This is a genomic window from Halosimplex carlsbadense 2-9-1 (assembly GCF_000337455.1).
GTDB classification, from domain to species: domain Archaea; phylum Halobacteriota; class Halobacteria; order Halobacteriales; family Haloarculaceae; genus Halosimplex; species Halosimplex carlsbadense.
Window position 1 is genome coordinate 21,423 of sequence record NZ_AOIU01000036.1, and the last position, 24,020, is coordinate 45,442.

Annotated in this window: 28 protein-coding genes, 1 tRNA gene and 1 pseudogene; 17 read left to right on the forward strand and 13 right to left on the reverse strand. The window is 70.1% G+C overall.

Features of this window, described 5'->3' with window-relative positions; all coding sequences use genetic code 11:
* Positions 1-21: 21 nt before the first annotated feature.
* The 3 genes from C475_RS16875 to C475_RS16885 form a co-directional block, all read right to left on the reverse strand.
* On the reverse strand, positions 22-318 hold the full coding sequence (locus C475_RS16875) for a hypothetical protein (protein WP_006885075.1): 297 nt from the start codon (positions 316-318) through the stop codon (positions 22-24).
* Between the two features lie 4 nt (positions 319-322).
* Complete coding sequence (locus C475_RS16880) at positions 323-598, reverse strand: winged helix-turn-helix domain-containing protein (protein ID WP_006885076.1); 276 nt, start codon at positions 596-598, stop codon at positions 323-325.
* Positions 599-680: 82 nt separating this feature from the next.
* Entirely contained in the window at positions 681-2,291 is a 1,611-nt protein-coding gene (locus C475_RS16885; RefSeq protein ID WP_006885077.1) for a molybdopterin-dependent oxidoreductase, read from the reverse strand.
* A 153-nt stretch (positions 2,292-2,444) separates the two neighbouring features.
* On the opposite strand from C475_RS16885, the gene C475_RS25270 reads away from it, so the two are divergent.
* Positions 2,445-2,564: an HVO_2523 family zinc finger protein gene (locus C475_RS25270; protein ID WP_006885078.1), complete on the forward strand. Its 120-nt coding sequence runs from the start codon at positions 2,445-2,447 to the stop codon at positions 2,562-2,564.
* On the opposite strand, the gene C475_RS16890 is transcribed toward C475_RS25270, so the two are convergent.
* Positions 2,558-3,232 (reverse strand): TVP38/TMEM64 family protein, encoded by a 675-nt coding sequence (locus C475_RS16890; RefSeq protein WP_006885079.1) that lies wholly within the window; start codon positions 3,230-3,232, stop codon positions 2,558-2,560. The genes C475_RS25270 and C475_RS16890 overlap by 7 nt on opposite strands.
* A gap of 125 nt (positions 3,233-3,357) precedes the next feature.
* On the opposite strand from C475_RS16890, the gene C475_RS16895 reads away from it, so the two are divergent.
* Entirely contained in the window at positions 3,358-3,720 is a 363-nt protein-coding gene (locus C475_RS16895; RefSeq protein ID WP_006885080.1) for a DUF5830 family protein, read from the forward strand.
* Positions 3,721-3,752: 32 nt separating this feature from the next.
* Here the strand turns inward: C475_RS16895 and C475_RS16900 are convergent, their stop codons facing one another.
* On the reverse strand, positions 3,753-5,267 hold the full coding sequence (locus C475_RS16900) for a DUF7115 domain-containing protein (protein ID WP_006885081.1): 1,515 nt from the start codon (positions 5,265-5,267) through the stop codon (positions 3,753-3,755).
* A gap of 182 nt (positions 5,268-5,449) precedes the next feature.
* Here C475_RS16900 and C475_RS23310 point away from each other — a divergent pair.
* Positions 5,450-5,584: transfer RNA gene (locus C475_RS23310), tRNA-Met, on the forward strand.
* Between the two features lie 134 nt (positions 5,585-5,718).
* On the opposite strand, the gene C475_RS16905 is transcribed toward C475_RS23310, so the two are convergent.
* Entirely contained in the window at positions 5,719-6,273 is a 555-nt protein-coding gene (locus tag C475_RS16905) for a response regulator transcription factor (protein ID WP_006885082.1), read from the reverse strand.
* 208 nt (positions 6,274-6,481) lie between these two features.
* Between C475_RS16905 and C475_RS16910 the strand changes: the two genes are divergently transcribed.
* Together C475_RS16910 and C475_RS16915 are read left to right on the forward strand one after the other, a co-directional pair.
* A complete protein-coding gene (locus tag C475_RS16910) occupies positions 6,482-6,913 on the forward strand; it encodes a hypothetical protein (protein ID WP_006885083.1) in 432 nt (143 codons plus the stop codon).
* 245 nt (positions 6,914-7,158) lie between these two features.
* A complete protein-coding gene (locus C475_RS16915; RefSeq protein WP_006885084.1) occupies positions 7,159-7,410 on the forward strand; it encodes a hypothetical protein in 252 nt (83 codons plus the stop codon).
* A 78-nt stretch (positions 7,411-7,488) separates the two neighbouring features.
* Here the strand turns inward: C475_RS16915 and C475_RS16920 are convergent, their stop codons facing one another.
* Positions 7,489-8,418, reverse strand: coding sequence for a DMT family transporter (locus C475_RS16920; protein ID WP_006885085.1), 930 nt, complete (start codon positions 8,416-8,418; stop codon positions 7,489-7,491).
* A 127-nt stretch (positions 8,419-8,545) separates the two neighbouring features.
* Between C475_RS16920 and C475_RS24960 the strand changes: the two are divergent.
* Positions 8,546-8,683 (forward strand): annotated as a pseudogene (locus C475_RS24960) (metal-dependent transcriptional regulator); the annotation flags it as partial.
* A gap of 2 nt (positions 8,684-8,685) precedes the next feature.
* On the opposite strand, the gene C475_RS16925 reads toward C475_RS24960, so the two are convergent.
* On the reverse strand, positions 8,686-10,077 hold the full coding sequence (locus C475_RS16925) for an MFS transporter (protein WP_006885086.1): 1,392 nt from the start codon (positions 10,075-10,077) through the stop codon (positions 8,686-8,688).
* Positions 10,078-10,234: 157 nt separating this feature from the next.
* On the opposite strand from C475_RS16925, the gene C475_RS16930 reads away from it, so the two are divergent.
* Positions 10,235-10,753 (forward strand): CNNM domain-containing protein, encoded by a 519-nt coding sequence (locus tag C475_RS16930; RefSeq protein ID WP_006885087.1) that lies wholly within the window; start codon positions 10,235-10,237, stop codon positions 10,751-10,753.
* Positions 10,754-10,796: 43 nt separating this feature from the next.
* Here the strand turns inward: C475_RS16930 and C475_RS16935 are convergent, their stop codons facing one another.
* Positions 10,797-11,945: a site-2 protease family protein gene (locus tag C475_RS16935; protein WP_006885088.1), complete on the reverse strand. Its 1,149-nt coding sequence runs from the start codon at positions 11,943-11,945 to the stop codon at positions 10,797-10,799.
* A 120-nt stretch (positions 11,946-12,065) separates the two neighbouring features.
* Between C475_RS16935 and C475_RS16940 the strand changes: the two genes are divergently transcribed.
* The 4 genes from C475_RS16940 to C475_RS16955 all read left to right on the forward strand — a co-directional run bounded on the left by C475_RS16940 (position 12,066) and on the right by C475_RS16955 (position 15,216).
* The gene (locus C475_RS16940) at positions 12,066-12,719 is read left to right on the forward strand and encodes a polysaccharide deacetylase family protein (protein ID WP_006885089.1); all 654 of its coding nucleotides are present in this window, start codon (positions 12,066-12,068) and stop codon (positions 12,717-12,719) included.
* Between the two features lie 56 nt (positions 12,720-12,775).
* A complete protein-coding gene (locus tag C475_RS16945) occupies positions 12,776-13,462 on the forward strand; it encodes a CehA/McbA family metallohydrolase (protein ID WP_006885090.1) in 687 nt (228 codons plus the stop codon).
* Positions 13,459-14,595: an asparagine synthase C-terminal domain-containing protein gene (locus tag C475_RS16950; protein WP_006885091.1), complete on the forward strand. Its 1,137-nt coding sequence runs from the start codon at positions 13,459-13,461 to the stop codon at positions 14,593-14,595. The genes C475_RS16945 and C475_RS16950 overlap by 4 nt, the downstream gene beginning before the upstream one ends.
* A 69-nt stretch (positions 14,596-14,664) precedes the next feature.
* Positions 14,665-15,216, forward strand: a complete 552-nt coding sequence (locus C475_RS16955) for a hypothetical protein (RefSeq protein WP_006885092.1) — start codon at positions 14,665-14,667, stop codon at positions 15,214-15,216.
* Between the two features lie 21 nt (positions 15,217-15,237).
* On the opposite strand, the gene C475_RS16960 is transcribed toward C475_RS16955, so the two are convergent.
* Both C475_RS16960 and C475_RS16965 read right to left on the reverse strand, forming a co-directional pair.
* Positions 15,238-15,705 carry an NUDIX hydrolase gene (locus tag C475_RS16960; RefSeq protein WP_006885093.1) on the reverse strand — a complete coding sequence of 156 codons (468 nt, stop codon included), beginning with the start codon at positions 15,703-15,705 and terminating at the stop codon, positions 15,238-15,240.
* Between the two features lie 61 nt (positions 15,706-15,766).
* Positions 15,767-16,741: a transcription initiation factor IIB gene (locus C475_RS16965; protein ID WP_006885094.1), complete on the reverse strand. Its 975-nt coding sequence runs from the start codon at positions 16,739-16,741 to the stop codon at positions 15,767-15,769.
* Positions 16,742-17,189: 448 nt separating this feature from the next.
* On the opposite strand from C475_RS16965, the gene gatC reads away from it, so the two are divergent.
* The 3 genes from gatC to C475_RS16980 all read left to right on the forward strand — a co-directional run bounded on the left by gatC (position 17,190) and on the right by C475_RS16980 (position 20,497).
* Positions 17,190-17,474 (forward strand): Asp-tRNA(Asn)/Glu-tRNA(Gln) amidotransferase subunit GatC, encoded by a 285-nt coding sequence (gatC, locus tag C475_RS16970; RefSeq protein WP_006885095.1) that lies wholly within the window; start codon positions 17,190-17,192, stop codon positions 17,472-17,474.
* Positions 17,475-17,500: 26 nt separating this feature from the next.
* The gene (gene gatA / locus C475_RS16975) at positions 17,501-18,793 is read left to right on the forward strand and encodes an Asp-tRNA(Asn)/Glu-tRNA(Gln) amidotransferase subunit GatA (RefSeq protein WP_006885096.1); all 1,293 of its coding nucleotides are present in this window, start codon (positions 17,501-17,503) and stop codon (positions 18,791-18,793) included.
* Positions 18,794-18,928: 135 nt separating this feature from the next.
* Positions 18,929-20,497, forward strand: coding sequence for an FAD-binding domain-containing protein (locus tag C475_RS16980; RefSeq protein ID WP_006885097.1), 1,569 nt, complete (start codon positions 18,929-18,931; stop codon positions 20,495-20,497).
* Between the two features lie 36 nt (positions 20,498-20,533).
* Here C475_RS16980 and C475_RS16985 read toward each other — a convergent pair whose 3' ends face one another.
* A complete protein-coding gene (locus C475_RS16985; protein WP_006885098.1) occupies positions 20,534-21,307 on the reverse strand; it encodes a helix-turn-helix transcriptional regulator in 774 nt (257 codons plus the stop codon).
* A 200-nt stretch (positions 21,308-21,507) separates the two neighbouring features.
* On the opposite strand from C475_RS16985, the gene C475_RS16990 reads away from it, so the two are divergent.
* The 3 genes from C475_RS16990 to C475_RS24470 all read left to right on the forward strand — a co-directional run bounded on the left by C475_RS16990 (position 21,508) and on the right by C475_RS24470 (position 22,882).
* A complete protein-coding gene (locus tag C475_RS16990) occupies positions 21,508-22,329 on the forward strand; it encodes a QcrA and Rieske domain-containing protein (RefSeq protein WP_006885099.1) in 822 nt (273 codons plus the stop codon).
* A gap of 115 nt (positions 22,330-22,444) precedes the next feature.
* Positions 22,445-22,582, forward strand: coding sequence for a hypothetical protein (locus C475_RS24465; protein ID WP_006885100.1), 138 nt, complete (start codon positions 22,445-22,447; stop codon positions 22,580-22,582).
* 159 nt (positions 22,583-22,741) lie between these two features.
* Entirely contained in the window at positions 22,742-22,882 is a 141-nt protein-coding gene (locus tag C475_RS24470) for a hypothetical protein (RefSeq protein WP_193366319.1), read from the forward strand.
* A gap of 1 nt (position 22,883) precedes the next feature.
* Here the strand turns inward: C475_RS24470 and C475_RS16995 are convergent, their stop codons facing one another.
* Complete coding sequence (locus C475_RS16995; RefSeq protein WP_006885101.1) at positions 22,884-23,987, reverse strand: glycosyltransferase; 1,104 nt, start codon at positions 23,985-23,987, stop codon at positions 22,884-22,886.
* Positions 23,988-24,020 lie beyond the last annotated feature (33 nt).

Consider the following 24,020-nt stretch of genomic DNA (forward strand, 5'->3'; position numbering starts at 1 on the left):
GAGCGGGGTCGGCCCGGTCGGTCACTGCATCGTGACGTAGGTGAGAAACAGCAGCGCGAGGAACTGCAGGGCGCGGAGGACGACGACGGCTTGCTGAGCGACGGGGTCGCTGGCGTAGAGCATGCCCATGCTGAAGAAGTAGTAGATCGCGACGAGGTTCTCCAGCAGCATGACGCCGGCGAAGGCGAGCAGGCCGAGGATGAGGTTGGTGCCGAACGTTCGGTAGTTACGCAGCCAGACGGCACCGAGCGCCACCAGTAACAGGGCGTTGAGCCCCGCGAGGGCGGTCGCAACGGTGATCCAGGTTCCCATCGCCATGATATCACTCGATTTGGTCGGTTATGGTCTCGAACTCCTCGCGGTGGTGGTCGAACCGGTCCGTGAGGAAGTACATCGCGCCGTAGTCGTCGCCGCCGCGCTCGACCACGTCGTGGTCGAGGAGTACGTCGAGGTGGTGTCGGACGGTGTTGTAGTCCACGTCCAGTTCCTCGGCGAGCTGGTTGGCGTTGCGCGGCCGGTCGTCCAGCAACCGGATGATCCGCGCACGGTTTGCCCCGCCGCGCGTGCCGGCGAGCAGATACCAGAGTGCCTTCTCCATCGACGCTCGTTCCGTCCTGTCCCCCGCCTGCTGTTTAGGCGTGCTGGTTCCTCCCACGAGCCCCGCACTGCCGTCCGACACCTCACTGCACGCTCCCCGGGTCGACCGTCTCGCTCACCCACCCGGTCGCCCCGTTGGGGTAGGCGTCGCGTTCCTCGCTCGGCTGGACTGTCCCCGTCCCGTCCGTGGCGCGGACGACCACGTCGTGGCTCCCCTCGGGCGGGTCGTAGGTGTAGCGCCACTGGCGCCAGGCGTCCTCGGCGTGTTCGGACGGGTTCTCGACCGCCCCGCTCGCGCCGGGTAGCCGCTCGGTGAGTTCCGCCTCGGTCCAGGTGTCGCCGCCATCGGTCGACACCTCGACGCGCTCGATGCCCCGCGTCCCGGCGTAGGCGTGGCCGCCGACCGCGATCGAACCGTCGTCGGTCCGAGTCGTCGCGTGCAGCTTGGCGACCGTCTCGACCGGGCCGGTGCCGTGCCAGCCCTTCTGCTCCCAGTAGCCGTCGGCCTCGCGTTCGAGGAACTCGATCTCGGTGATCCATTTGACGCTGATCTCCCCCCAGTGGCCGGGGACGAGCAGGCGGACGGGCGCGCCGTGGCTCCGCGGGAGCGGCTCGCCGTTCATCCCCAGGGCGAGAAAGCCCGACTCCAGCGCTTCCAGCGGGAACTCCTCGTAGTAGTCGTCGGCCGCCCTGACCATGACGCACTCGCACTTGGAGTTCGGCTTCGCGTCCTCGAGCAGTGGTGCGATGGGGACGCCGCTCCATACGGCGTTGTCCATCTTCTTCCCGTTGAGCGTCTCGCCGACGCAGCGAAGCGAGACGAAGCGATGCTGGAACGCCCGCCCGGCGAGGTCGTCGTAGTCGTAGGACAGCTCCTGGCCGACCTCGCCCGTGACCGACAGCGACCACTCGGCGGCGTCGGGCGTCGGCGAGACCGAGCTGTAGGAGACGTTGAAAAAGCGCTCGCTGACGAGCGGTTCCATCCCGTCGAGGTCGAACTCCCGGTCGGCCGCCGCGGCGATCTGGTCGCCGGCGTCGAAGGTCGGAATCTCGACGTCGCCGTAGATATCGGGGTCGCCGCGCGGGCGGTCGCCGTCTCCGGTGTCGCCACCGCTCGGGTCGCCACCCGCCGCTGCGGTCCCGTCGCGGCCGATGACGTACCCCAGGGCGCTCGCCCCGACCGCAGCGCCGACGGCGGTCAGCACGCGTCGGCGCCCGCCGGACGGCGTCCGTTCGGTCGCAGGGCCGCGAGACGCGGAGACGTCGGTCACGACGAGGACGGCGCCGGCGCCGACCGCCGCGCCGAGCGAGAGGACGGGTCGGCCGGTCAACACGGCCGTCACCGCCCAGACGAGCGCCGGACCGCCCAGCAGCGGGACGGCGCGCTCGTCGAGCCACCGCCCCAGCGTCACCGAGAGGACGACCGCCTGTGCGTACAGTATCACGACGACCGCTCCCGCCATCGCGAGGTTGAGCTGCTGCCCGAGGTCGCCGAGCACCGTGATCGCGAAGGCGATGAGGAAGCCGGGCATCACTCGCGAGAGCGTACTCTCGACGGGTGCGACGACGAACCCGGGCGCGAACCCGACGGCGGCGAACGAGCCGAGCAGCGCGGCGACGCCCGCCGCGACGGCGATAGCGACCGTCCCCGCTCCCGGCGGATATCGCTCGGCCAGTGGCGTGTCTCCTGTCATAGTTTTCACTGGCAACTACCCACGGATAGGCGTTGTTCGAAAACCGCTCGGACTCTCTCTAGAATTCGTTCGGGTTGGCGGGCCGTCGGCCGCGCTCGGCCGTCGGTCTCCCGAGAAACCAAGATTCAAGCGCCATTGGTCCAAGGCGAGGATATGAGCGACGCCGGCGGCCGCCCCTGTCCGATCTGCGAGCGGCCGATGACCCACCGCCACTGCAAGTACGTCTGCCCCGAACACGGCGTCGTCTACGACTGCGCGGACACGTTCTACTGAGCGTCGACCCCGAGGTCGTAGCGCTCGCGGACCAGTCGGTAGGTCGGTCCGGCGAGTAGGAGCCCGGAGACGGCGGTCGCGGCGGCGACCAGGGCGATCCCCTGGTCGAGTCCCTCGACCGAGAGCGTGCGCATGGACGCGCCGGCGACGACGGCGCCGACGATCCACGGCGTCTCGCCGACGAGCGTCCCCGCCAAATACGTCCGCGGCGACAGCTCCGAGAGCCCGGCGGCCGAGGAGGTCACGTCCGAGGGGATCGGCGCGAGGCGCGCGGCCACGAGCCCGCGGAAGCCGCCGGTCGCCGCGACGATCCGGTCGCCGACGCCCGCGGTCCGGCCGAGGACCCCTTCGTCGGTCCGGAAGCGTCGGGCGATCAGGAACGGCGGCGCCGTGGAGACGGCGACCCCCGCCGCGGCGATCGGGATCCCCAGCGCCACGCCGTAGACGTACCCGACCGTCAGCGAGAGCAGGCTGACCGGCCACAGGACGAGCGGCCGGACGACGTAGAGCACGGCGAGCACGGCGAGGAACCGCCAGGGGTCCGCCGAGAGCGCGACCAGCGACTCCAGCACCGCGGCCGGCGAGAAGACCATCGCTCCCGCCGCGAGCGCGAGCGCGAGCGCCCCGAGACCGGCAAGCTGTCGGCGCGTCGCCCGACTGACTGCCATCGTCCGTCGTCTCGCCGCCGTCGGGACAAGTCTTGTGGTCGCCGTGGACCGTCCGGGCCCGGCGGTCGCGACGGGTACCGCCGAACCCGGAAACGCTTAATCCGGGGGCGACCCCACCGCAAAGCGTGGACGACCGCGTCGAACTAGGCGTCGAACTGCTCGCCCACCTCGAACACGCCGAGCTGTCGCTGGCCGACGCCGTCGACCGGATCGAGACGGTGACCAGCGACCCCGCGGTCACTCGTGAAATCCTTGAAACCGCCGAGCGCCGCGGCGTCATCGACCGCGAGGGCGACACCGTCGTCCCGACGACCGGCGACTACGTCGGCTTCGAGGGCGGCGACGTGGTGAGCAAAGAGGGGGAGTTCACCTGCCAGCGCTGCGGCGCCGGCATCTCGACCGGCTACTTCATCGAGTTCGACGCCGGCGATCACGGCCCGTTCGGCTCCTCGTGCATCAGGAAAGTCACCGGCCGCGACGAGGACTGAACGCTCCGGCGGGTCCGCCGTCCGACCCGACGCTACTCCGAGTCGCGCTGCTGGACCAGCTGCTTCAGCGCGCGGTGTTGCCGTTTGAGCAGCTCGTTCTGCCGGTCGACCGCGTCGGTCAGCTCGTCCAGCCGCTCGGCCATCGCCTCGAACTCCTCGCGCGTGACCGGCGCCGGCTCCGACTCGTCGGCCCCAGCGGAACCGGCGGCGGCCGTCGACTCCGTCGGCGCTCCCGATTCCGACGCGTCGTCCGGCGCCGCGGCGGCGTCCGCGGTGTGGTCGGCCGACGCGTCGCCGCGCCGGGCCGACTCACTCGCCCGGTCCGTGGCGTCGGCATCTCTGGAAGCTGTTCGCTGAGAACCGGCTCGCTGGGGTTCCGGCTGCTGGGAACTCGCTCGCTGGGAGTCCGCCTGCTGAGAACGCGCTCGCTGGTCCCTCGGGTCGGCGTCGTCTCGGGAGGTGTCGGCCTCCGCGGGGGCTCCCGTGGCGCCCTCGCTCTGTCGAACGTCGCCGGCACCGGCATCTGGCTCGGGGGTTTCGGTCGGTTCCGACTCCAGTTCCGGTTCCGTGGACGGCTTCTGGGCGCTCTGCTCGGCTCGGTCGCGGGAGTCGCCCGCCGCCGCGCTCTCCGCGTTCGCGTCCGAGCCGCGGGTAGCGGGTTCGGCGCCCTCACCGGCGCTGGCGTCGGCGGGTTGCCCTGCCGCGGGGTCGGTCGACTGCCCGGTCGGCTGTCGCTCCGGCTCTCCCGAGGGCCGGCCCGTCGAAGGGTCGCTCTCGGCGAGTCGGTCGTCGGCGTCGACGGACTCGGCCAGGTTGGCGTCGTCGCTGACGAGCGGGTCGAAGTCGTCGCCGAACGCGAAGTCGTCGCCGCCCGCCTCGTCCGCGGGGTCGACGCCGCCGGCGTCCGTTTCGGGCCCGACGACGCGGTTGAGTTCGTCGACGTTGGCCACGTCGTAGTAGCCGAACAGCGCCTCTTCGAGCGTCTGGCGGACGACGGGCGCCTTGTCGTTCGGTACCTTGACACGCTGGGGGCGGCCGCCGACGGAGAGAGCGATGCTGGTCGCGACGCTCGCGCGCTCGAACTCCAGCCCGGTCACGTCGTCGTAGGCGTACACCTCGTAGTCCTCCGACCAGACCTGGCTGCCGATGTGTTTGATCAGCCGGCCCTCGGCGATGATGAGCGTGAGTTCGCTGAACCGGTAGACGCCGGCGAGCGACTCCCGGGCGTCGATGACGCCGGCGAGTTTGAGGACGCCTTCGAGGAACAGTTCGAGCACCTTGTCGCCGCGGTTGGCCGGGACCGTGAACGACTGCGTGCCGTCGATGTACTGCATGGTGAACTTCGTCTTGCGGCGCCCCTCCGAGACCGCGAGCTGTTCGATGTCGTGGGAGTACTCCTCGACCGCTTCGTCGCTGAGCAGTCCCTCGCCGCGATAGACGAGCGTTCGCGTCGGTGTGAGACAGACCGCGTCCTCGTCGCCGAGCGAGACGCCGGCCTGGATCTCCTCGCCGTCGAGTGCCCCCTTGACGAGGTCCGGGATGTCCATGCGTGAGGTGTACCAGTCCGGGTGTATAAATCCGGGGGTGGAAGCGGTCGTTCGACCCGTCGGCGTCGGCCGGGCGTTCCGGCCCGACGAGTCAGCGAATCGACGCGCCCGCGTGCGAATCGCCGACAGCGCCCGGTCGAGATGAGAAGGTTAAAGACCGATAGCACGGTACGATGGAATGCGCCCGGGTGGCTTAGCTGGACATAGCGCCGCACTCATAGGGTTTCCTTGCGCGGCAGCCGGCATGCGCCCACGGGGCCCGTCAGCCCCGTACCTGGGACATGCGGAGATCGAGGGTTCGGAGCCCTCCCCGGGCATCCTTTCGTCGCTCACGTCGCGGAGTCGTGACTGCGTTCAGGTCGGGGGCCACGAGCCGTCACACACCGGCCAGCCGAGGCTGGTGGTCGAAAGCGACACACGAACGGACCGTCGGGCCGCCGGAGAGCGGCGCTCAGGCGTCGCCGGGGAACTCCTGGAAGAGCGTCTCGAAGTCCTCGGCCTCGCTGAGGTCCGAAACGGTCTGGTCGGCCTCCTCGCGGAGGTGTTCGACTTCGGATTCGAGCTGTTCGTACTCCTCGCTGTCCTGGAGTTCGACGAAGTCCTTCTCGGCTTCGAGGGTCGCTTTCTTCGAGGCGAGCGAGAAAAACTCCTGCATGCGCTCGTCGTAACTCTCGCGGTCGAGCATCCGATCGGCCGCACCGTGAAGGTCGTCGAGCATCACCGGCTTGGTCAGGTAGTCGTCGAACGCCATCTCGACGATGTCGAAATCGGGGTCGACGGCGGTCACCATCACCACGCGACACTCCAGACGTCGCTCGCGGAGCGCTTCGAGGACCTCGTCGCCGTTCATCTCCGGCATCTGTCGGTCGAGAAAGACGATATCGACCGCTTCGTCGGCCTGGTCGAGCGCCTCGTGGGGCCCGTACGCTGTCCTGACCTCGTACTCCTCGGCCAGCCAGGTCGAGTACAGATCCGCGATGTCGCGCTCGTCGTCCACGACGAGCACGGTTTCTCCTCCGGAGTTTCGGTTCGGCGTTGTCATCGTGAGTCCCGTGATTCGGACGGACTGATTATCGACTATCGGGCCAACCAGCGCATAAAACCACCCCATAAATTATCAGGTGTGAAAATTAGGCCGGTCTGACTGGGAGGGTCGACCCGTCCGGTCCGTGCTACCGACGGCGTTATGTCGGCGAGCGCCTTGGTGTCCGTCGATGGATGGAGCGTCTGACGACCCGCGACAGATCCGGACGCTGGCGGTGACTGCCGAAGACGTGGTCGCCGCGCTAGAGGCGCGAGCGCAGCGCGACCAGTCGGTCGTGCTGCGGGCGACACCGCCGTTCAGCGGTCGGATGCGGGCTCGTCTGCACGTGGGAGCCGGCGAGTACGACGAGTCGCCCGCGCCGCTGCACGTCGACCCGGAAGCGCTGCTCGACGACGCGGCGCCGACCTACCCGCGACCGGGCGACACGGAAGACGAACTCCGGGACGACCCCGACGTCGAGTACACCGTCGAGCGCCACCACGACCGCCACGAAGAGGCCGTCGCGGCCTGGCGGGAGACGGTCCTCGACCACGTCCGCGACACCGCTTCCGTCGAGACACCGCAGGGTCCGCACGAGGTCGGGGTATCGCTGCTGGGCTGAGCCGACCGCGCGAACACGTACGTTCGTCACTCTATCTCACGGGACTCCTCAATCGATCGACGCGACCGGCGTTGCGGGCTCGATAAAACGTCTCGCCGTTTCTCCGTCGGCGATGAAACGAAACTCGGGTTCGTAAAACGTCCGCTACGCACGCGTCGCTCGTGTGAAACGTTGTGAAATAACCGGAAGACTCGGACGGTTATAAGGTAATACCGCGCTATCGTGGAAGTACGAGGTTCCCCCGCATGTCAAGTCGCTCGTCCGACCTCACGTCGTCGCTCGACCAGGCCGATGTTGGCGTCTCAGACGTCGGCAGGAGCATCGTCGCACCGATCACCGGCGCCGCCTTCTGGGCGGCCATCGCGCTCCCCTTCCTCCATCTGCCGCTGTTGCTGGCGACGGGGCTGTCCGCCGAGCCCTACACCGACGCGTTCGTCGCCTTGCTGGCGTTGAACGTCGTCGCGCTCCTCGTCGGCCACCCCCACTACCGCGACTGACCCGCCGAGCGACCGCCCGGTTTCCTCCAGCCGGCGGTCGTTCGTCGGATCGCCCTCCCGCGAGACCCCCCGTCGCCGCTACTTTTCGGAACCGGAGAGCGCCGCTTGCAGCCGTGGAATCTCCCGTGCGAGCGCCCGTCGCTTGATCAGGACGAAGCCGGCGAAGATACAGCAAAAGCCCGCCGCGGTCCAGCCGTCGACGACTTCCTCCAGAAACAGGAAGCCGGTGACGGCGGCGAACAGCGGCGCCACGTAGGAGACGAGGTTGATCTCGACGGGGCCGAGTCGCTCCAGCAGGTCGAAGTAGATGAGGAAGCCGACGGCGCTGGCGCCGACAGAGAGGTAGGCCAGCGACCACAGCGCGGTCGACGACCACGTTATCGCCGCGAACGACTCGCCCAGCCCGAGACTGACCACGTGCATCAGGCCGGCGCCGCCGAGCATCGACCACGCCTCCATGGTCTCGATCTCGACGCGAGCGTCGATGTAGGTGGTCACGACGCTCCCGAGCGCGAAGGAGAGCGCCGCGGCGAACACGAGCAATTGGGGCAGCGTCTCCCGGGCCAGAAGCGTCGCCGGGTCGGGCTGGGCGACGGCGACGACACCCACGAGCCCGAGGGCGATGCCCGCGACGCCGACGGCCGACAGCCGCTCCTCGGGGAGCAGGCCGCGGGCGAACACCGTCGTCAGCACCGGCGAGAGGCTGACGATGACCGCCGCGGCGGCGCTGGTCGTGCCCTGTTCACCGACGAACAGGAAGGCGTGGTAGGCGGCGATCAGCAGGACCGCGCCGACGGCGACGGTCGCCCACTCGTCGCGGCCCCGCGGACGCCAGCTGTTGGCCCGCAGGACCGCGTAGCCCAGCATCACGACGCCGGCCACGTCGTAGCGCAGTGCCGCGAACAGGACCGGCGGGAACGCCGACAGCCCCGCCTTGATCGCCACGAACGCGGAGCCCCACAGCGCCGACAGCGCCAGGAACAGCCCGAGGTTCCGGTACGTAGACACGCTCCGTGGTTCGGGCGGACGGGCCTGAACCTTTCGGGTCCGGATTTCGGGGACGAGCCCGTGTCTGGGAGACGGTCCCGGGTCCGAGTGGCGGAGACGACCGCGCCGCCTGGTCTCCCCGCTCTTCGTCTCGCGGTTCTTCCGCGGCGTACTCGACCTCGGGGAGTACGAGACGGAGGCGATGGATCTGGCCGGGCTGGTCAGTCCGACCGTCGCCGAGCGGGTCGCGGCGGCCCTTCCCACCGACGCCGAGGCGGCCGAGTGAGGTCACTCCGTCGGCGGCTCGTCGTTCCCCGGGTCCGCCGCGACTGGGCGGTCGACCGGTCGGTCGTCGCCGGTCGACGCGTCGGCGACCGGTTCTATCGCGCGAGTGCCGCCGGACAGTGCTCGGAGTGACAGCACGAGCCCGGAGCCGGCGAGGACGAGCGCGCCTGCGACGGCGAAGGCCGTGAGGTAGCCCAAGGAGGCCGCCCAACCGCCGAGGACGCCCCCGACGCCGCCGGCGACGGCGCCCAGCGCAGTGTGGACGCCGAGGACCTCGCCGCGGGCGGCCGGCGGGGCGAGCCGCGTCACGATGGCCGTCCCGACGACGGCGATGACCGCCCACGTCGCGCCGATGGCCGCGAGGGCGACCCCGGCGACCGCGAGGTCGACGGAGAGCGCGCCCAGCCCCCCCACCAGCGCGACCGCCGGGAAGAGGACGCCGCGGACCGCCAGCGCGCCCGACTGGAGCAGTCGCACGTCGTAGCGGGCGGCGAACCGACCGACGCCCTCGTAGAGGACCGCCGAGGCGAGACTCGACACCAGGTAGAGGCCGAATATCTGTCCGGAGTCGAACGACGCGTCCGTGAAAAACAGCGGGAGCGGCGCCCAGAACGCGGCGAAGCCGGTGAAAAACAGGGTCGCCGCGACCAGATACGTCGTCAGCGCGGCGTCGAGCCGGCCCCGGAGCCGCCGCGGGTCGAGCCCCCGGGTCGTCCAGTAGAGGCGGTTCGGCGAGAACGGGAACGTCGCCCCTCGCACCGATAGTCGAGTGTTCGTGACGAGGCGAGCGATCCGACGGACCTTCGGCTCGCTCGTGACGTGCGCGTCGGAGGCGGGGCGAGGGAGCGTCCGCGCGGCGCCGACCGCGCTCGCACCGGCGCAGGCTGCGAGCAGCCAGAACAGGGCGCGAGTGGCCGACCCGGCGCCGACGAGCCGCACGCCGACCAGCGGCCAGACGGTCCCGAGGACCAGTCCGCCGGCCCAGCCGTACCCCTGGTACTTGTTCAGCAGGCCGATGCGCTCGCTCCAGGCCGACTCGGGCGCGGCGTCGACGACCAGCATCGTCAGCACCGGCGCGACGGAGCCGACCACCAGCCACAGCGCCGCGTTCGCGACGATAACGGCCGTGACATCGGTCAGGAGCGGGACGGCGGCGAGCGCGAGTGCGACGACCGCCAGCGTGGCCAGGACGAGCGTTCGGCGGCTGTCGACGCGGTTAGCCAGCCGACCGAACAGCACGGCGCCGGGCGCTCCGACGAGCGCCGCGCTGGCCGCGAGGTATCCGAGCTGGACCGGCGAGGCGCCCAGCTGGACGAGATACAGCGGGACCAGCAGCGACGCGCCGCCGAACGCGACCGACCCCAGTGCCCACGAGTAGAGCCAGCGGTCGGTCATCGGTCGGTCGTTGGGAAACCCGAGGTAAATAGCCGGGTGGCCTTCGGACGGTCGGAGCGACGGGCCCCACCGGCAGGGCGAGCGGACCCGGCCGGCGGGACGAGCGAACGTGACCGATCGGCCGGGGCTTCATACGTTCGGTGGCCGACTCCCGACCATGGCCACGCTCCCACTGGTCGTCCCCTCGGTCGCCGCGGTCGTCGTTCTGGTCGCGCTGAGCGCCTTTTTCTCCAGCAGCGAATCGGCGATCTTCTCGCTGCCCGAGGAGTGGATCCGCGAGGCGGCGACGGACGGAGCGGCCGACAGCGCCGTGCTCCTGGACCTTCGCGACGACCCGCATCGCCTGCTCGTGACCATCCTCGTCGGGAACAACGTCGTCAACATGGCCATCTCCAGCATCGTCACGCTGCTGGTCTCGGAGGTCTTCTCACCCGGGCTGGCGGTCGTCGTGGCGACGGCCGGAGCGAGCGCGCTCATCCTCGTGTTCGGCGAGATCGTCCCCAAATCCTACGGCCTCGGCCACGCCCGGACCTGGAGCAGGCGGGTCGCTCGCCCGATCGCCCTGATCGAACGTGCGCTCGGGCCGGTCGTCGTCCTCTTCGACGCGAGCACGCGGCGACTGACGGCGCTCGTCGGCGGCAACCAGGGGATCGAGGAGAACCTGCTCGACGACTGACCGCGACGACATCGCGGGGGCCGGAAGACCGGCGGACCGCGAGTCAGAACGCTTCTCGCGGCCCCATCTCGACGCCATCGCGGCGGAACTGCAACACGTGCGCGAAGTCCTCCGACGAGAGGAGTCCGACGACCTCGCCGCCGTCCTCGACGAGCGCGTACCCCGAGGAGTGGGTGCCCAGTTCGACGAACGCGTCGAAGGCGGGCGTGTCGATCGGGACCCGGGGCAGGTCGTCGACCATGATCTCCCGGACCCGGGTGGTGTCGTGGGCGTTCCGGTCGGTCCGCCGCACGGCGTCGAGGGTGACGACGCCGACCGTCTCGCCGGCGTCGACGACCGGGTAGACGGTCCGGCGGTCGCGGATCATCCGGTCGGTGAACGCCGAGACCGACTCGTCGGCGTCGATGGACTCGGCGTCGAGGCGCGCCACGTCGCGCAGCGTCAGGCCGGTGAGCAGGCCCTGGAGCATCACCGACCGCGACTCCGACGAGGCCGCGCCGTAGATGAACAGGGCGAGCAGGAGCAACATCGGCGCGAAGCTGAGGACGCCGACGACGGCGAACAGCACGGCGAAGCCGGTGCCGAAGCGGGCGGCGGTCGCGGTCGCCGCCTCGTACGGCCGGGTGCGGGCGAGCAGCGCCCGGAGGACCCGCCCGCCGTCCATCGGGAAGGCGGGCAGGAGGTTGAAGACGGCCAGCAGGACGTTCGTGACGACGAGCCAGCCGAAGACGAACCCGACCACGGGGGCCGAGCCGGGGACGGCGAGCAGGAGCGCGTAGCAGGCCACCCCGGTGAGGACGCTCGTGATCGGTCCGGCGATGGCGATCCAGAACTCGCGGTTCCACTCACGTGGCATCTCTTCGAGGGCGGCGATGCCGCCGAGCAACCAGAGGGTGATCGACTGGGTGCCGATGCCGTAGCGGCGGGCCGCCCACGCGTGGCCGAGTTCGTGGACGCCGACGCTGGCGAACAGCCCGACCGCGGCGCCGGCGCCGATCACCCACGGGGTCGACCCCGCGGTGAGCGTCGCCACGTCGAACTGCGTCGGTGAGAAAGTGTTGACGATCCCGGCGTAGACGTCGATCTGGGCGCCGCTCCCGATGATCCACGCGAGGATCGGGAGGAAGACGACCAGGGAGACGTTGATCCGGATGGGGATCCCCCAGACAGACCCGACAGTGAAATCTCGCATCGGTCCCACGGACGGAGTGAACCCTCAAAAGACAGGGGGGCACGGTTCGGCGAACGCGAGCGGACCGGTCGCCGGACCGCCCGGTAGTTTTTCGTGGTTCCTCGGGAGACAGTACGGTCGATGACGACAGCCTATCTCACCGTCGACGACGCCCCATCGGCGACGCTCCCGGAGAAACTCGCCGTCCTCGACGACTACGGCGTGACTGCTCTCTTTCTCTGTGAGGGCCGACGCCTGGCCGACCACGCCGACCACGCCCGCCAGGCGGTCGAAGCGGGTCACCTGCTCGGGAACCACGCCTACGACCACAACCACGCCTCCGACATCGCCGTCGAGGAGTTCGCCGACGAGGTCGACCGCACCGAGGCGGCCATCGACGAGGTGTACGCCGACGCGGGCGTCGAGCGCCCCACGAAGGTGTTCCGCTTCCCGTTCGGCGACAAGGGCGGCGACCGCGCCGCGAAGTTCCAGACCGTGCTGGCCGAACGCGGCTTCCGCCCGCCGAACGCCGAGCTGATCGACTACGACTTCTGGGCCGAGCAGGCGGGCGACCGCGACTGGTTCTGGACCGTCGACGTGGAGGACTACAACGTCGACACGAAGGCGGGGCTGGCGGAGAACGTCGCCGAGGCCGACCGACTCGACGGCGACTCGAACGACATCCTCCTCTTTCACGACGGGGGCAACGCCCCCGAGCAGTTCGAGCACTACCTGCACCTGCTGGACGAGCGCGGCGTGACGTTCGGCGACCCGCTGGAACTCGCGGACGACTGACCGTCAGCGTGGCCGGGACCGAGTCGCTTTTGCCGACACCCGCGCAAACCCCGCTCGTGCTTTCGGTCGAACTCCACGCGCACTCGGCGGCCTCCTACGACGGCCGCGACTCCGTCGACATGCTGCTGGAGCGAGCGGCCGCCGCCGGCCTCGACGCGCTGGCGGTCACCGACCACGACGAAGTGTCGGCCAACGACACGCTCGTCGAGCGCGCTCCGGAGTACGACCTCGTCGGTATCCCCGGCATCGAGGTCTCCAGCGCCGCCGGCCACGTCCTCGGGCTGAACGTCCGCGAGGCGGTCGAGCCCGGGCTGCCCTTCTCGGAGACGATCGAACGGATCCGCGACCAGGGAGGGATCGCCGTCGTCCCGCACCCGTTCCAGGAGATGCGCAGCGGCGTCCTCGCGAACATCTCGAAGGCCGAACTGCGGGAGGCCGACGCCGTCGAGGTGTACAACTCGCGGCTGGTGACCGGCTACTCCAACCGACAGGCCCGCCGGTTCGCCGAGCGCTACGACCTGCCGATCACCGCCGGCAGCGACGCCCACGTCAGCGACATGGTCGGCCGCGCGGTGACGCTCGTCGACGCCGAGGAGCCGACCGCCGAGTCGATCTGCGAGGCGGTCGTCGACGGCCGGACGACGCTCCAGACCCGTCGCACGCCGTGGCTCGTCAGCGCGCGGCAGGCGTACGGGAACACGCGACGGCGCATCCGCATCGCGCTGGACGGGCTGTTCCAATGAGCGACGCTCGCGCGTTCGACACCGGGTCGGACCGCCTCCGCGGCGCCTCGACGGAGACGGTCCGCCGGGCGCTGGCCGACGGCGACCCGCTGTCCGGGACCGCCGGGTTCGCCGGGAGCGTCGACGGCCGGGTCGTCCGCGACGTACTCGGGCGCCAGCCCGTCTTCACCGAGGCCGACGACCCCTCGGCGTGGAGCTTCGACCCCGCGGCCCTCTCGAACCCCGCGACGGTCCCGGCCGGCCACGTTCGCGGCCCGGACGGTGACGAACGGGTCTGGACACTCCCGAACCCAAGACCGGCGACCGACGAGCGCGCGGCCGTGCGGGCCGTCCGGTCGGCGGTCCGCGGGGCGATCGACGACACCGCCACCGAGGGATTGGCGGTCGCCTTCTCCGGTGGCGTCGACTCGGCGGCGCTGGCCGCGCGGCTCGACGCGCCGCTGTACGTCGCCGGCTTCCCCGAGAGTCACGACGTGGAAGCCGCCCGGACCGCCGCCGCGAAGCTCGACCGCGACCTCCGGGTCGTCGAGGTGACCCACGGCGACATCGAGCGAGCGGTCCCCGAAGTCGCGGGCGCGACCCGGCGGGCCAACGCGATGGACGTGAGCATCGCGCTGCCGCTCTACCTGGTCGCCGAGCGGGCCGCGTCCGAGGGGTTCGACCGCCTCGCGGTCGGCCAGGGGGCCGACGAGCTGTTCGGCGGCTACGCGAAGGTCGCTCGGGCGCCCGAGGACGACCGCGTCGCGGCCGACACCGTTCGCGGGGCGCGCCGCGAGGTCGTCGGGACCCTGCCCGACCAGCTGGAACGGGACGTGCTGGCGCTCCGGGGTGCGGGTGTCGAACCCGTCGCGCCGCTGCTCTCCGACCGGGTGGTCGCCGCCGCGCTCGACCTGCCCGGCGGGCTGCTCGTGACCGACCGCGGCGAGCGCAAGTGGGCGCTGCGGCTGGCGGTTCGGGAGTGGGTCCCCGACCCGGTGGCCTTCCGCGAGAAGAAGGCAGTCCAGTACGGCAGCCTCGTCTCGCGGGAACTCGACCGGCTCGCGCGACAGGCCGGGTTCAAACGGCGGATGGACGACCACGTGGGCCAGTACGTCGACTCGCTGCGTCGAGTCGACGGGGCGAACCCGGAGTGAGACCTGTCGGCCGAGTAACGACAGGAGCTAAGACGGTCGACCCGGTAACGACAGGACAACCAGTCGGCGATGAAAGGACGCGTACTCGGGGCCGCCGACCGTGCCGTCTCCCAGGAGGGGATGGCCGCGCTCGGGTTCGGCCTCACGGTGTTGATGATCGCCGTCGCCGGTGGACTGCTGATGCAGTCCGGCGACTCGCTGTCCGACGGGGGACCGATCCTCTCGACCAGTTCCGAGCCGGTCCACGCGACCGGGCCGGACAGCCAGTGGGTCCGTATCACCCACGAGAGCGGCGACGCCGTCGACGTGGCGGATGTCGACCTCGTCGTGAGCCTGCCCGACCACGACAAGCGTGCGCGGTTGCACCGGCTCCCCACCGAGCGGCTCACGCAGGACGACTACAGCGGCAACCACGTCTTCACGCGGGGCCGGGCCGGCATCGACGGCGCCATCGCGGTCGCCGACGGCAGCGACGCGAAACTGGAGGCCAGCGACGAAGTCGCCTTTCGGATCGAGGAGCGACGCGTCGACCTCGAACCCGGCCAGACCGTGACGGTCACGCTCCGCCACACCGAGTCGGACACCCGTCTCGCCAGGGAACGGATCGACGTCGTGGAGTGACCGGTCGGCCGAGCCGGGAGCCTACTCGGCGACCGTCTCGATCGCCCGCCGCCCGATCTCGGCCACGTCCGGGTCGAGCGCGTCCGTCGCTTCGAGGTCGGCGGCCGTGAACCACCGCCAGGCGTCGGCGGACTGTTCGCCCTCGCCGGGGTCGATATCTCGTGTGTCGGCGCGGGCGTAGTAGACGAGGTCGACGTGCTGGTGGCCGACGAAGTCCTCGTGGACGTTCACGTCGGCGAGCTGGAAGTGTCTGGGTTTGGGGAGCGCCTCGACGGTCGCCGAGCCGATGTCGTCGCGCTCGGCGACGAGGTCGGCGTCGAGTCCGGTCTCCTCGCGGACCTCCCGAAGGCCCGCCTCGTGAGGGAGTTCGTCGCGGTCGACGTGGCCGCCCGGAGGCAGCCACTTGCCGAGGCCGTCGTGTTCGTGGAGCGCGACGGCGCCGTCGCTGACGACGTAGACGGTCGCGGTGTCGTGTCGGGTCGTCTCCATAGCGGTCAGAGGACTACCTGGGGCTTCGGTGTTGGGAAACCGTCCGGCGCGAGAAACCGCGTCAGGGAGCGGTGAACTCCTCTTCGGCTTCGAGCAGCTCGTGGTAGCGGTTCCGAATCGTGACTTCGGAGATGTTGGCCACTTCGCTGACCTCGCTCTGGGTGACCTTCTCGTTGGCGAGCAGGGAGGCGGCGTAGACGGCCGCGGCGGCCAGGCCGACCGGGGACTTCCCGGAGTGGACGCCCTGCTCTTTGGCGGTACCGAGCAGCTGGCGCGCGCGGCGCTCGACCTCGTCGGGCAGGTCGAGGTCGGAGACGAACCGCGGCACGTAGCTCTCGGGGTCGGCCGGCTGGATCTCCAGAGACAGCTCGCGGACGACGTAGCGGTAGGTGCGGGCGATCTCGTCCTTGCCGACGCGGGAGACCGCGGCGATCTCGTCGAGGCTGCGCGGCGTGCCGGCCTGCCGGGCGGCGGCGTACAGCGCCGACGTGGCCACGCCCTCGATGGAGCGGCCGGGCAGCAAGTCCTCGTCGAGCGCGCGGCGGTAGATCACCGAGGCGGTCTCGCGGACGCTCTCGGGCAGGCCCAGGGCGGAGGCCATGCGGTCGATCTCGCCGAGCGCCTGCTTGAGGTTGCGCTCCTTGGAGTCGCGCGTCCTGAACCGCTCGTTCCAGGTGCGCAACCGCTGCATCTTCTCTCGCTGACGCGAGGACAGGGAGTTGCCGTAGGCGTCCTTGTCCTGCCAGCCGATGTTGGTCGAGAGGCCCTTGTCGTGCATCATGTTCGTCGTCGGCGCGCCGACGCGCGATTTCTCGTCTTTCTCGCTGGCGTCGAAGGCGCGCCACTCCGGACCGGGGTCGATCTCGTCCTCCTCGACCACCAGCCCGCACTCCTCGCAGACCGTCTCGCCGTGCTCCGCGTCCGACGCGAGGTTCCCCCCACATTCCGGACAGACGAGCGCCTCGGACTCCCCCTCGTCTCGCTCGCGGGCCTCTTCGCGTTCGCTCGTGTGGCGTCTGATAGTGGTGTCGGTCATTGGTTGCAAACTGTGCGGGGCGAACCCCGCCAAAACCGCCTCACCGGATTATGTGTTGCGGTCCAGGCGACTTAAATCTTTCCCAAAATCAGCCCAAGATTATCTGTCTGTGCTGGAGGGTACTTAATCTATCGGTCCGATCGAAAGCCGGAGGCAGACTTCGTCGGGAGAGACGGCGCATGCCGGCAGATTCAGGGATTCTACGCAGTGAATAATGCTCGTGGAAGATTCCGGGCAGCGATGGACAGATCCGGTAGATGATGTCGCTAATTTTCCCGCCATCGGGCGGAATCGGGGGAAACCCCGCGTTTTCGGGGCTGGCGCGCGCCGCCGAAGAGCCGGTCGATAGGGCCGTAGCGTGGGGTGTTCGGTGGGGCGCAGATGCCGGGTCGCGGGACCGGGGTCGGGCATCGAAACCCTTACCGCCGGGCCACGCATCGCGTCGGCCATGAGCGACACGGAGAACGCGGTCGAGCCCGAGGAGGTGCGCCACGTCGCCGACCTCGCGCGCATCGACCTCGACGACGAGGAGGTCGACCGCTTCACCGACAAGTTCGCCGACATCCTGGAGTACTTCGAGACGCTCGACGAGGTGCCCGAGGTCGACGCCGAGGAGGAGTTGGCCAACGTCATGCGCCCCGACGAGGTGCGCGACGGGCTCTCCCAGGAAGAAGCGCTCGACAACGCCCCCGAGTCCGAGGACGGCTACTTCAAGGGCCCGAACGTCTCGTGAGGACCGACCGCCAGCGATAGTTACACATGAGCACGGAGTACAACGGCTACATCACGACGGAGCGAATCGACGGCGCATCGGACGGCCCGCTCGCGGGCAAGACGGTCGCAGTCAAGGACAACATCTCGACCGAGGGCGTCCGCACGACCTGCGGGTCGGCGATGCTCGACGACTACGTCCCGCCGTTCGACGCCACGGTCGTCGAGCGCCTGAAGGAAGCCGGCGCCACCATCCCCGGCAAGACGAACATGGACGAGTTCGGCATGGGCACGACCACCGAAACGTCGGCGTTCGGCCCGACCGAGAACCCCGTCGCCGAGGGGCGCGTCCCTGGGGGATCCTCGGGCGGCTCGGCCGCGGTCGTCGCCGCTGGCGACGCCGACATGGCGCTCGGGACCGACACCGGCGGCTCGGTCCGCGCGCCCGCCGCCTTCTGCGGCGTCGTCGGCATCAAGCCCACCTACGGGCTGGTCTCGCGGTACGGGGTCGTCGCCTACGCCAACTCCCTGGAGCAGGTCGGCCCCATCGCGCCCACGGTCGAGGAGGCCGCCGAACTGCTGGAGGTTATCGCCGGTCCCGACCCGCAGGACGCGACCACGCGCGACGCGAGCGAGGAGGTCGGCGAGGGCGCCTATGACTACGCCGCCGCCGCCGACGGCGACGTGGACGGACTGGACATCGGGGTCCCGACGGAGCTGCTGGACGGCGCCGACGAGCGGGTCACCGACGTGTTCTGGGACGCGATCGACGAGCTGGAATCGCAGGGCGCCAGCTACCACGAGGTCGACCTGGAGAGCCTGCGCCGCGCGGTCGAGGCCTACTACGTCATCGCGATGAGCGAGGCCTCCTCGAATCTCGCCCGCTTCGACGGCGTCCGCTACGGGCAGTCGGGCGGCTACGACGGCAACTGGAACGAGACGTTCGCCCGCGCTCGCGAGGAGGGCTTCGGCGAGGAGGTCAAATCCCGGATCCTGCTCGGCACCTACGCCCTCTCGGCGGGCTACCACGACAAGTACTACAAGAAGGCCCAGGACGCCCGCGCCTGGATCAAGCGGGACATCAACGACGCGCTGGACGACGCGGACGTACTCGCCTCGCCGACGATGCCCGTCCCACCGATGGAGATGGGGGAGAGCCTCTCGGACCCGCTGACGATGTATCTCGCCGACGCCAACACGACGCCGGTGAACCTGGCGAACGTCCCAGCCATCTCAGTGCCCGCCGGCGAGACCGACGGCGGGCTGCCCGTCGGGCTGCAGCTCGTGGGCCCGGCCTTCGAGGAGAAGGCGATCATCCGGGCCGGCAGCGCGCTGGCCTGAGTCGGGCGGAGTAGGGAGAACGACCGTCGGGGCACAAACTTTCGAACGCTTACGGAGCTAACACGATCCACACGAGTGGACATCCACCGCTCCGCCGGCCAGGGCGTTTTTGTCGGTGCCCGCCCTGGCGCAGGTGTGACGCGGTCGATCCTCGTCTGGCACCGCGACGACCTGCGGACCGTCGACAACGCGGCGCTCGCGGCGGCGGTCGCCGACGGCGACCCCGCGCCCGCCTTCGTCTTCGACCCGCGCTACTACGGCGAGCGGTCGCTGGCCTGCGACGCGCGGCTGCGCTTTCTCCACGAGTGTCTCGACGACCTCGACCGCCAGTATCGCGACCGCGGCTCGTCGCTCGCGCTCCGGACGGGCGACCCGCGGGAGGTGTTGTGGTCGCTGCTGGACTCGGGTGTCGTCGACGCGGTCTACTGCAACCGGTCGACCACGGCACGGTACGGCCGCGAGGTCGGCGAGGCGGTCCGCTCGTGGGACGCCGTGACGACGTTCTCCGACGACGGGATCCGGCGGACCGACAGGCGCCACCGCGACGGTACGGTCGCCGTCGATACGCGCGAGGGGTGGGGTAACGGGAGCGAGACCGCCGGCCGCTGGCAGGACCACTGTGAGGCGTACTTCGAGCGTGAGCCGGCCGAGCGGCCCGCGGGGCTCCCGGACAATCCCGTCGAGTCGACGACGAGCGTCGAGGCGGTCGAGGACCGCTACGACGTGACGCCAGAGAAGTCGGACGTGCCGCCCGGCGGGACGGTTGCCGGGAAAGAGCGTCTCTCGGCTTTCTGTGACCGTCTCAGCGAGTATCCGGGCGTCGTCTCGCCGCCGGCGGCCGCCGCGGAGCGGTCCTCGCGGCTCTCGCCCTATCTGGCCTTCGGCCCGCTGTCCGTGCGTCAGGTGTACCGGGCCGTCGAGGAGGCCCCCGAGTGCCGCGGGAGGTCGATGTACCGCTCGCGGCTGTTCTGGAACCGCCACTACTCCCAGAAGCTCGCCGACTGGCCGGGCTGGGCCGACCGCGCGGTCAACCCCGTCTTGCGCGGGCTCTTTCGCGACGAACACGACCCGGAACTCGTCGCGGCCTGGACGGAGGGGCGGACGGGCTTCCCGATGGTCGACGCGGCGATGCGGGCGCTGGTCGAGACCGGATACATCAACTTCCGGACCCGCGCGATGGTCGCCTCGTTCTTCCACTACGTCCTCCGGGAGTGGTGGCGCCGGGGCGCCGACTTCATGTACCGCCACCTGATCGACGCCGACCCCGCGATCAACTACACGCAGTGGCAGTCGCAGTGTAACCTCACCGGCGTCCATCCGGTGCGGATCTACGACCCCGCCAAGCAGGTCCGGGAGTACGACTCCGACGGCGAGTTCGTCCGCGAGTACGTCCCCGAGCTGGCGCCGCTGCCGGACGAACACCTGGCGAAGCCGGGGAAGGCGCCGCTGGCGGTGCAGGAGGAGGCGGGCGTCCGCATCGGGGAGGACTACCCGCGGCCCGTGGTCGACTTCGAGCGCCGGGCGGCCCAGACGCGGGCGCAGTACGCCGACCTGGCCGACCGGGCCGAGGAAGCCCTGTCGGACGCGCGGGTCCGCCGGCGCGGGTCGTTCTCCACCCGTCGTCGCGAGGAGGGAGAGGGTGCCGGCGAGGGCAACACCGGCGAGGCGACGAGCGAGGGGCAGTCGTCGCTCGACGACTTCTGACGGGGGCGGCGGGCCGCCCGGTTCGAGCGGGGGCCGTCAGACCGTCGCGAGATAGTCCTCGACGGGGACCGCCCGCTCCCAGAAGTGGGCGTGGATGTCGCGGCCGAGTTCGACGGCGCCCTCGCCGGAGCCGACGAGGACGGCGTCGAGATCGGAGACGCCGTCCCGGGTCGGCAGCGAGAGCGCGACGAGGTCGGCGGTGACGGTAAAGGAGAAGGGCAGGTCGGCGACGCGCTCGTCGATGCAGGCGGGTGCGCCGTCGGCGTAGCGCTCGATGGCCTCGTCGACGAGGCGGTCGTCGGCGACGACCTGGGCGTCGAGGACGCCTCTGTCGGCGAGCTCGTCGACCATGCGGGCGAAGCGGGGGTAGTACACCTGCGCGCCGACGCGCAGCCAGTCGGCTTCGCGGAACAGTTCGACCGCCCAGCGTTCGAGATACTGGGGGTTCCGGGCGGGGTTGCGGTACAGCTCCCACTCGCCCGCACCGGCGAGGCGCTGTCTGAACCGGCGGGGGAGCGCCGACACGTCGTGGTCGTCCCAGAACTCGTCGTCGAGGAGGTCCTCGACCGAGTCCTGGCGCGCCAGTTCGTCGGCGACGAGCCGGCCGCGGGCGGTTAGCTCCCACCGGTCGGACTCGCGGACGAGCCCGCGGTCGGCGAGTTCGTCCAGCGTCTTGTAGACGCCCGACTGACTCACGTCGAGGTCGGCGTGGAGGGCGGCCGTCGTGCGGGGGTCGCGCTCGACCGCGCGCAGCAGCGCCGAGCGCAACTCGGAACGTGCCACGAAGGTGACCAGGGAATCACCGTTCATACCCACAAAACTGGGGGTGGATCACTTTTAATCCGTCCGGTTCGTTCACGGACATCTCTTCCGGAAAGGGTCGATTTCCCGCCCTTACAGCCTTCACGCGCCGTAGGTCGTTACACAGTCCATAGAACGGTCCAGCGACCGTCCGCAATTCCACAAGAAATTTAATATATTTTATACTTCTGGCCGCGCCACTCCGTGGCATGGACGAGGACAAGTATCCGGCGCCGTCGAGTCGCCGTCGGTTCGTGAAGGGAATAGTCGGCAGCGCGGCGCTGGGGTCGCTCGGTGTCGCCGGCTCCGGGCTGACGACGGTGCCGACCAACCGGAGCGGCGTCGGCGGCGGGAACGTCGAGGCGAAAGTCATCAAGAACACCGCCGGACCGGCGCCCCGCGGGATGTCTCAGATCCCGGTGACCGTCGAGGACGGCTATCTCAAGGGCGTCTGGCCGGCGGCCACGGACGGCGGGGAGGTCGCCGACGGCGCTGCGAAGACGACGCTGGGCGGGACGACGTACTCCAGCAAGTGGTTCCAGTACTGCGGCATCCAGACCCACCCGAAGCTCGTCCCCGACAGCGAGGCGGACAACTTCATCCGCGCGGACCCGGGCGGCCGCTACGAGTGGGAGGCGGACCTGGAGCCGGGGACGAAACTCGCCGTCGAGATGTTCGACGACTACGAGGAGTGGGGCAACGGCGTCGGCGACGCCGGCCTCGGCAAGCCCGCGGCGGCGACCTGGCGCTCGGTCGAGCCCGACTCGACGCTCCCGGTGCAGGTCATCCGCAGCCCCGAGATCGAGCGCCTCGCCGAGGACGACGAGTGGCTCGCCGCGAGCACCGACCAGGGCTTTCTCGCCTGGCTCAACAAGTGTACCCACCTCTGTTGTGTCCCCTCCGGGTTCAAGCAGTCCGCGACCGTCGACGGCGCCGAAAACGCCGTCTACTGCCAGTGTCATCAGTCCGTCTACGACCCCTTCGACGTGGTCTCGAAGGTCGTCACCGCTTTCCCTCGACCCGAGAGCTGACCCGGGCTCCGCCCGCCGTTGTGGGCCCGCCCCGATCCCCCGCTGTCCCGCGAAAACGTTTACTCGTTCGCGACTCACAGGAGGTTTTTCAGTATCTACCGTGTAGGATGGGGTGATGCCCCAGATCGAGGTTTCCGAAGACCTGTACCGCCAGATCGAGACGGAGTCGGTCGAGGGCGACATCGACAAGGCCCTCTGGAAGATGGTCGGCGCCTACCGCCGTGCGAACAACCCCGAAGCCGACAGGACCTGATCGACCAGCCGATTCTCCGGGTCGGCGCGCACCGCTTGCGACAGCGACAGTTATCCCGGCGGTGGTCGTCGTGTCCCCATAGCCGACGACACGAGCGGTGCCGACGAGACCCAGAGCGAAGAACCCGACGACGGCGAGAGCGACGGGTCGGGGATAGCGATGGGGATCGCCGTCGGCTCGGCGATGGGCGTGGCGCTGGGGACGGCGATGGACGACCTCGCGCTCGGGATCGCCATCGGGATGGGGGTCGGTGTCGCCCCCGGCGCCGCGTTCGAACAGTCCGAGTTCGGCGAGAAGTGAGTCAGCGTAGCTGGTCGTAGACGCCCGCGAGGCGGTCGACGGAGTGTTCGACGCTGATGGCGTCGCGTCGGGCGAGACACTCCTCGCTCAGGCGGTCGCGCTCGGCGAGCGTCCGCGCGATCACGTCGCGGAAGGCGGCCACGTCGTCGGGCGGCGCCTTGTAGCCGGTCTCGCCCTGGTCGATAGTGTCGGCCAGGGCGGCGCTGGCGACGCCGGCGACCGGCGTCCCGCAGGCGTTGGCCTCCAGCGCCGCGATCCCCTGGGTCTCGACCGGGCTCGGGAACGCGAACACGTCCAGCGCCGTGTAGAACGAGGGCAACTCTTCGCGGTCGAGCCACCCGAGGAAGTGCGCATCGACGTCCGCATCGGCGGCCGCTCGTTCGATGTCTTCGCGGGCCGGCCCGTCCCCGCTGAACACCAGGGTCACGTCCAGTCCGTCGGCGGCCTCGACGATCGCCGGCAGGTTCTTCTCGTAGCCGTGCCGTCCCGTGTAGCCGACGAGCGGCCCGTCGGGGAGGTCGTGGCGTTCGCGGAACCGCTCGGTCTCGACGGGGCGGAAGAAGTCGGTGTCGACGCCGTTGGAGACGACCTCGACCGGCGTCGTCGTGGCCAGGGTGTCGCGGACGTGGTCTGCGGTCCGCTCGCTGGGCGCGACGACCACGTCGGTCCGGTCGAGAAAGCGCCGCTCGTACTCCTCGGCGCTGCGCTCGACGGCCCGCTCGATGGGGCGGGTGAACGCGAGGTACTCCGCGTACTCGCTGGTCGGCGTGTGGTAGGAGGCGACCATCGGCAGGTCGTGTTTCCGGGCGAGGCGCAGCCCGGCGAGACCGAGGCTGAACGGCGAGTGGGCGTGAACCACCTCGGCGCTGTCGACGGCCTCGGGGACGCCGGGGACGCCGACGCGGAACCCCTCGTAGAAGGGAAAAGGGAGGCTACTGACCGGATACTCCCCTTCGACCGGTTCGTGGTCGCTACCGGGGTAGACCACGTCCATCCGGCCGCCGCGGCGGTGCCAGCGGTCGCGCCAGGTCTGGATCGTGTAGGTGACGCCGTTGTGGGTCGGCAGGTAGGAGTCCGTGAACGCGGCCACCCTCGGCAGGTCCATGGACCCACCGTATGCCGAGTGGGGGTTAATGCG

What these genes read in the sequence shown, in the direction of transcription:
- C475_RS16935 (WP_006885088.1), bottom strand. Translation starts at nt 11,945, where the DNA reads ATGCGAGATTTCACTGTCGGGTCTGTCTGGGGGATCCCCATCCGGATC.
- C475_RS16910 (WP_006885083.1), top strand. Translation starts at nt 6,482, where the DNA reads ATGGATGGAGCGTCTGACGACCCGCGACAGATCCGGACGCTGGCGGTG.
- C475_RS16940 (WP_006885089.1), top strand. Translation starts at nt 12,066, where the DNA reads ATGACGACAGCCTATCTCACCGTCGACGACGCCCCATCGGCGACGCTC.
- C475_RS16915 (WP_006885084.1), top strand. Translation starts at nt 7,159, where the DNA reads ATGTCAAGTCGCTCGTCCGACCTCACGTCGTCGCTCGACCAGGCCGAT.
- C475_RS16930 (WP_006885087.1), top strand. Translation starts at nt 10,235, where the DNA reads ATGGCCACGCTCCCACTGGTCGTCCCCTCGGTCGCCGCGGTCGTCGTT.
- C475_RS16875 (WP_006885075.1), bottom strand. Translation starts at nt 318, where the DNA reads ATGGCGATGGGAACCTGGATCACCGTTGCGACCGCCCTCGCGGGGCTC.
- C475_RS16995 (WP_006885101.1), bottom strand. Translation starts at nt 23,987, where the DNA reads ATGGACCTGCCGAGGGTGGCCGCGTTCACGGACTCCTACCTGCCGACC.
- C475_RS16885 (WP_006885077.1), bottom strand. Translation starts at nt 2,291, where the DNA reads ATGACAGGAGACACGCCACTGGCCGAGCGATATCCGCCGGGAGCGGGG.
- C475_RS16960 (WP_006885093.1), bottom strand. Translation starts at nt 15,705, where the DNA reads ATGGAGACGACCCGACACGACACCGCGACCGTCTACGTCGTCAGCGAC.
- C475_RS24470 (WP_193366319.1), top strand. Translation starts at nt 22,742, where the DNA reads ATGGGGATCGCCGTCGGCTCGGCGATGGGCGTGGCGCTGGGGACGGCG.
- C475_RS16900 (WP_006885081.1), bottom strand. Translation starts at nt 5,267, where the DNA reads ATGGACATCCCGGACCTCGTCAAGGGGGCACTCGACGGCGAGGAGATC.
- C475_RS16985 (WP_006885098.1), bottom strand. Translation starts at nt 21,307, where the DNA reads ATGAACGGTGATTCCCTGGTCACCTTCGTGGCACGTTCCGAGTTGCGC.
- C475_RS16925 (WP_006885086.1), bottom strand. Translation starts at nt 10,077, where the DNA reads ATGACCGACCGCTGGCTCTACTCGTGGGCACTGGGGTCGGTCGCGTTC.
- gatA (WP_006885096.1), top strand. Translation starts at nt 17,501, where the DNA reads ATGAGCACGGAGTACAACGGCTACATCACGACGGAGCGAATCGACGGC.
- C475_RS24465 (WP_006885100.1), top strand. Translation starts at nt 22,445, where the DNA reads ATGCCCCAGATCGAGGTTTCCGAAGACCTGTACCGCCAGATCGAGACG.
- gatC (WP_006885095.1), top strand. Translation starts at nt 17,190, where the DNA reads ATGAGCGACACGGAGAACGCGGTCGAGCCCGAGGAGGTGCGCCACGTC.
- C475_RS16880 (WP_006885076.1), bottom strand. Translation starts at nt 598, where the DNA reads ATGGAGAAGGCACTCTGGTATCTGCTCGCCGGCACGCGCGGCGGGGCA.
- C475_RS16950 (WP_006885091.1), top strand. Translation starts at nt 13,459, where the DNA reads ATGAGCGACGCTCGCGCGTTCGACACCGGGTCGGACCGCCTCCGCGGC.
- C475_RS25270 (WP_006885078.1), top strand. Translation starts at nt 2,445, where the DNA reads ATGAGCGACGCCGGCGGCCGCCCCTGTCCGATCTGCGAGCGGCCGATG.
- C475_RS16955 (WP_006885092.1), top strand. Translation starts at nt 14,665, where the DNA reads ATGAAAGGACGCGTACTCGGGGCCGCCGACCGTGCCGTCTCCCAGGAG.
- C475_RS16890 (WP_006885079.1), bottom strand. Translation starts at nt 3,232, where the DNA reads ATGGCAGTCAGTCGGGCGACGCGCCGACAGCTTGCCGGTCTCGGGGCG.
- C475_RS16990 (WP_006885099.1), top strand. Translation starts at nt 21,508, where the DNA reads ATGGACGAGGACAAGTATCCGGCGCCGTCGAGTCGCCGTCGGTTCGTG.
- C475_RS16965 (WP_006885094.1), bottom strand. Translation starts at nt 16,741, where the DNA reads ATGACCGACACCACTATCAGACGCCACACGAGCGAACGCGAAGAGGCC.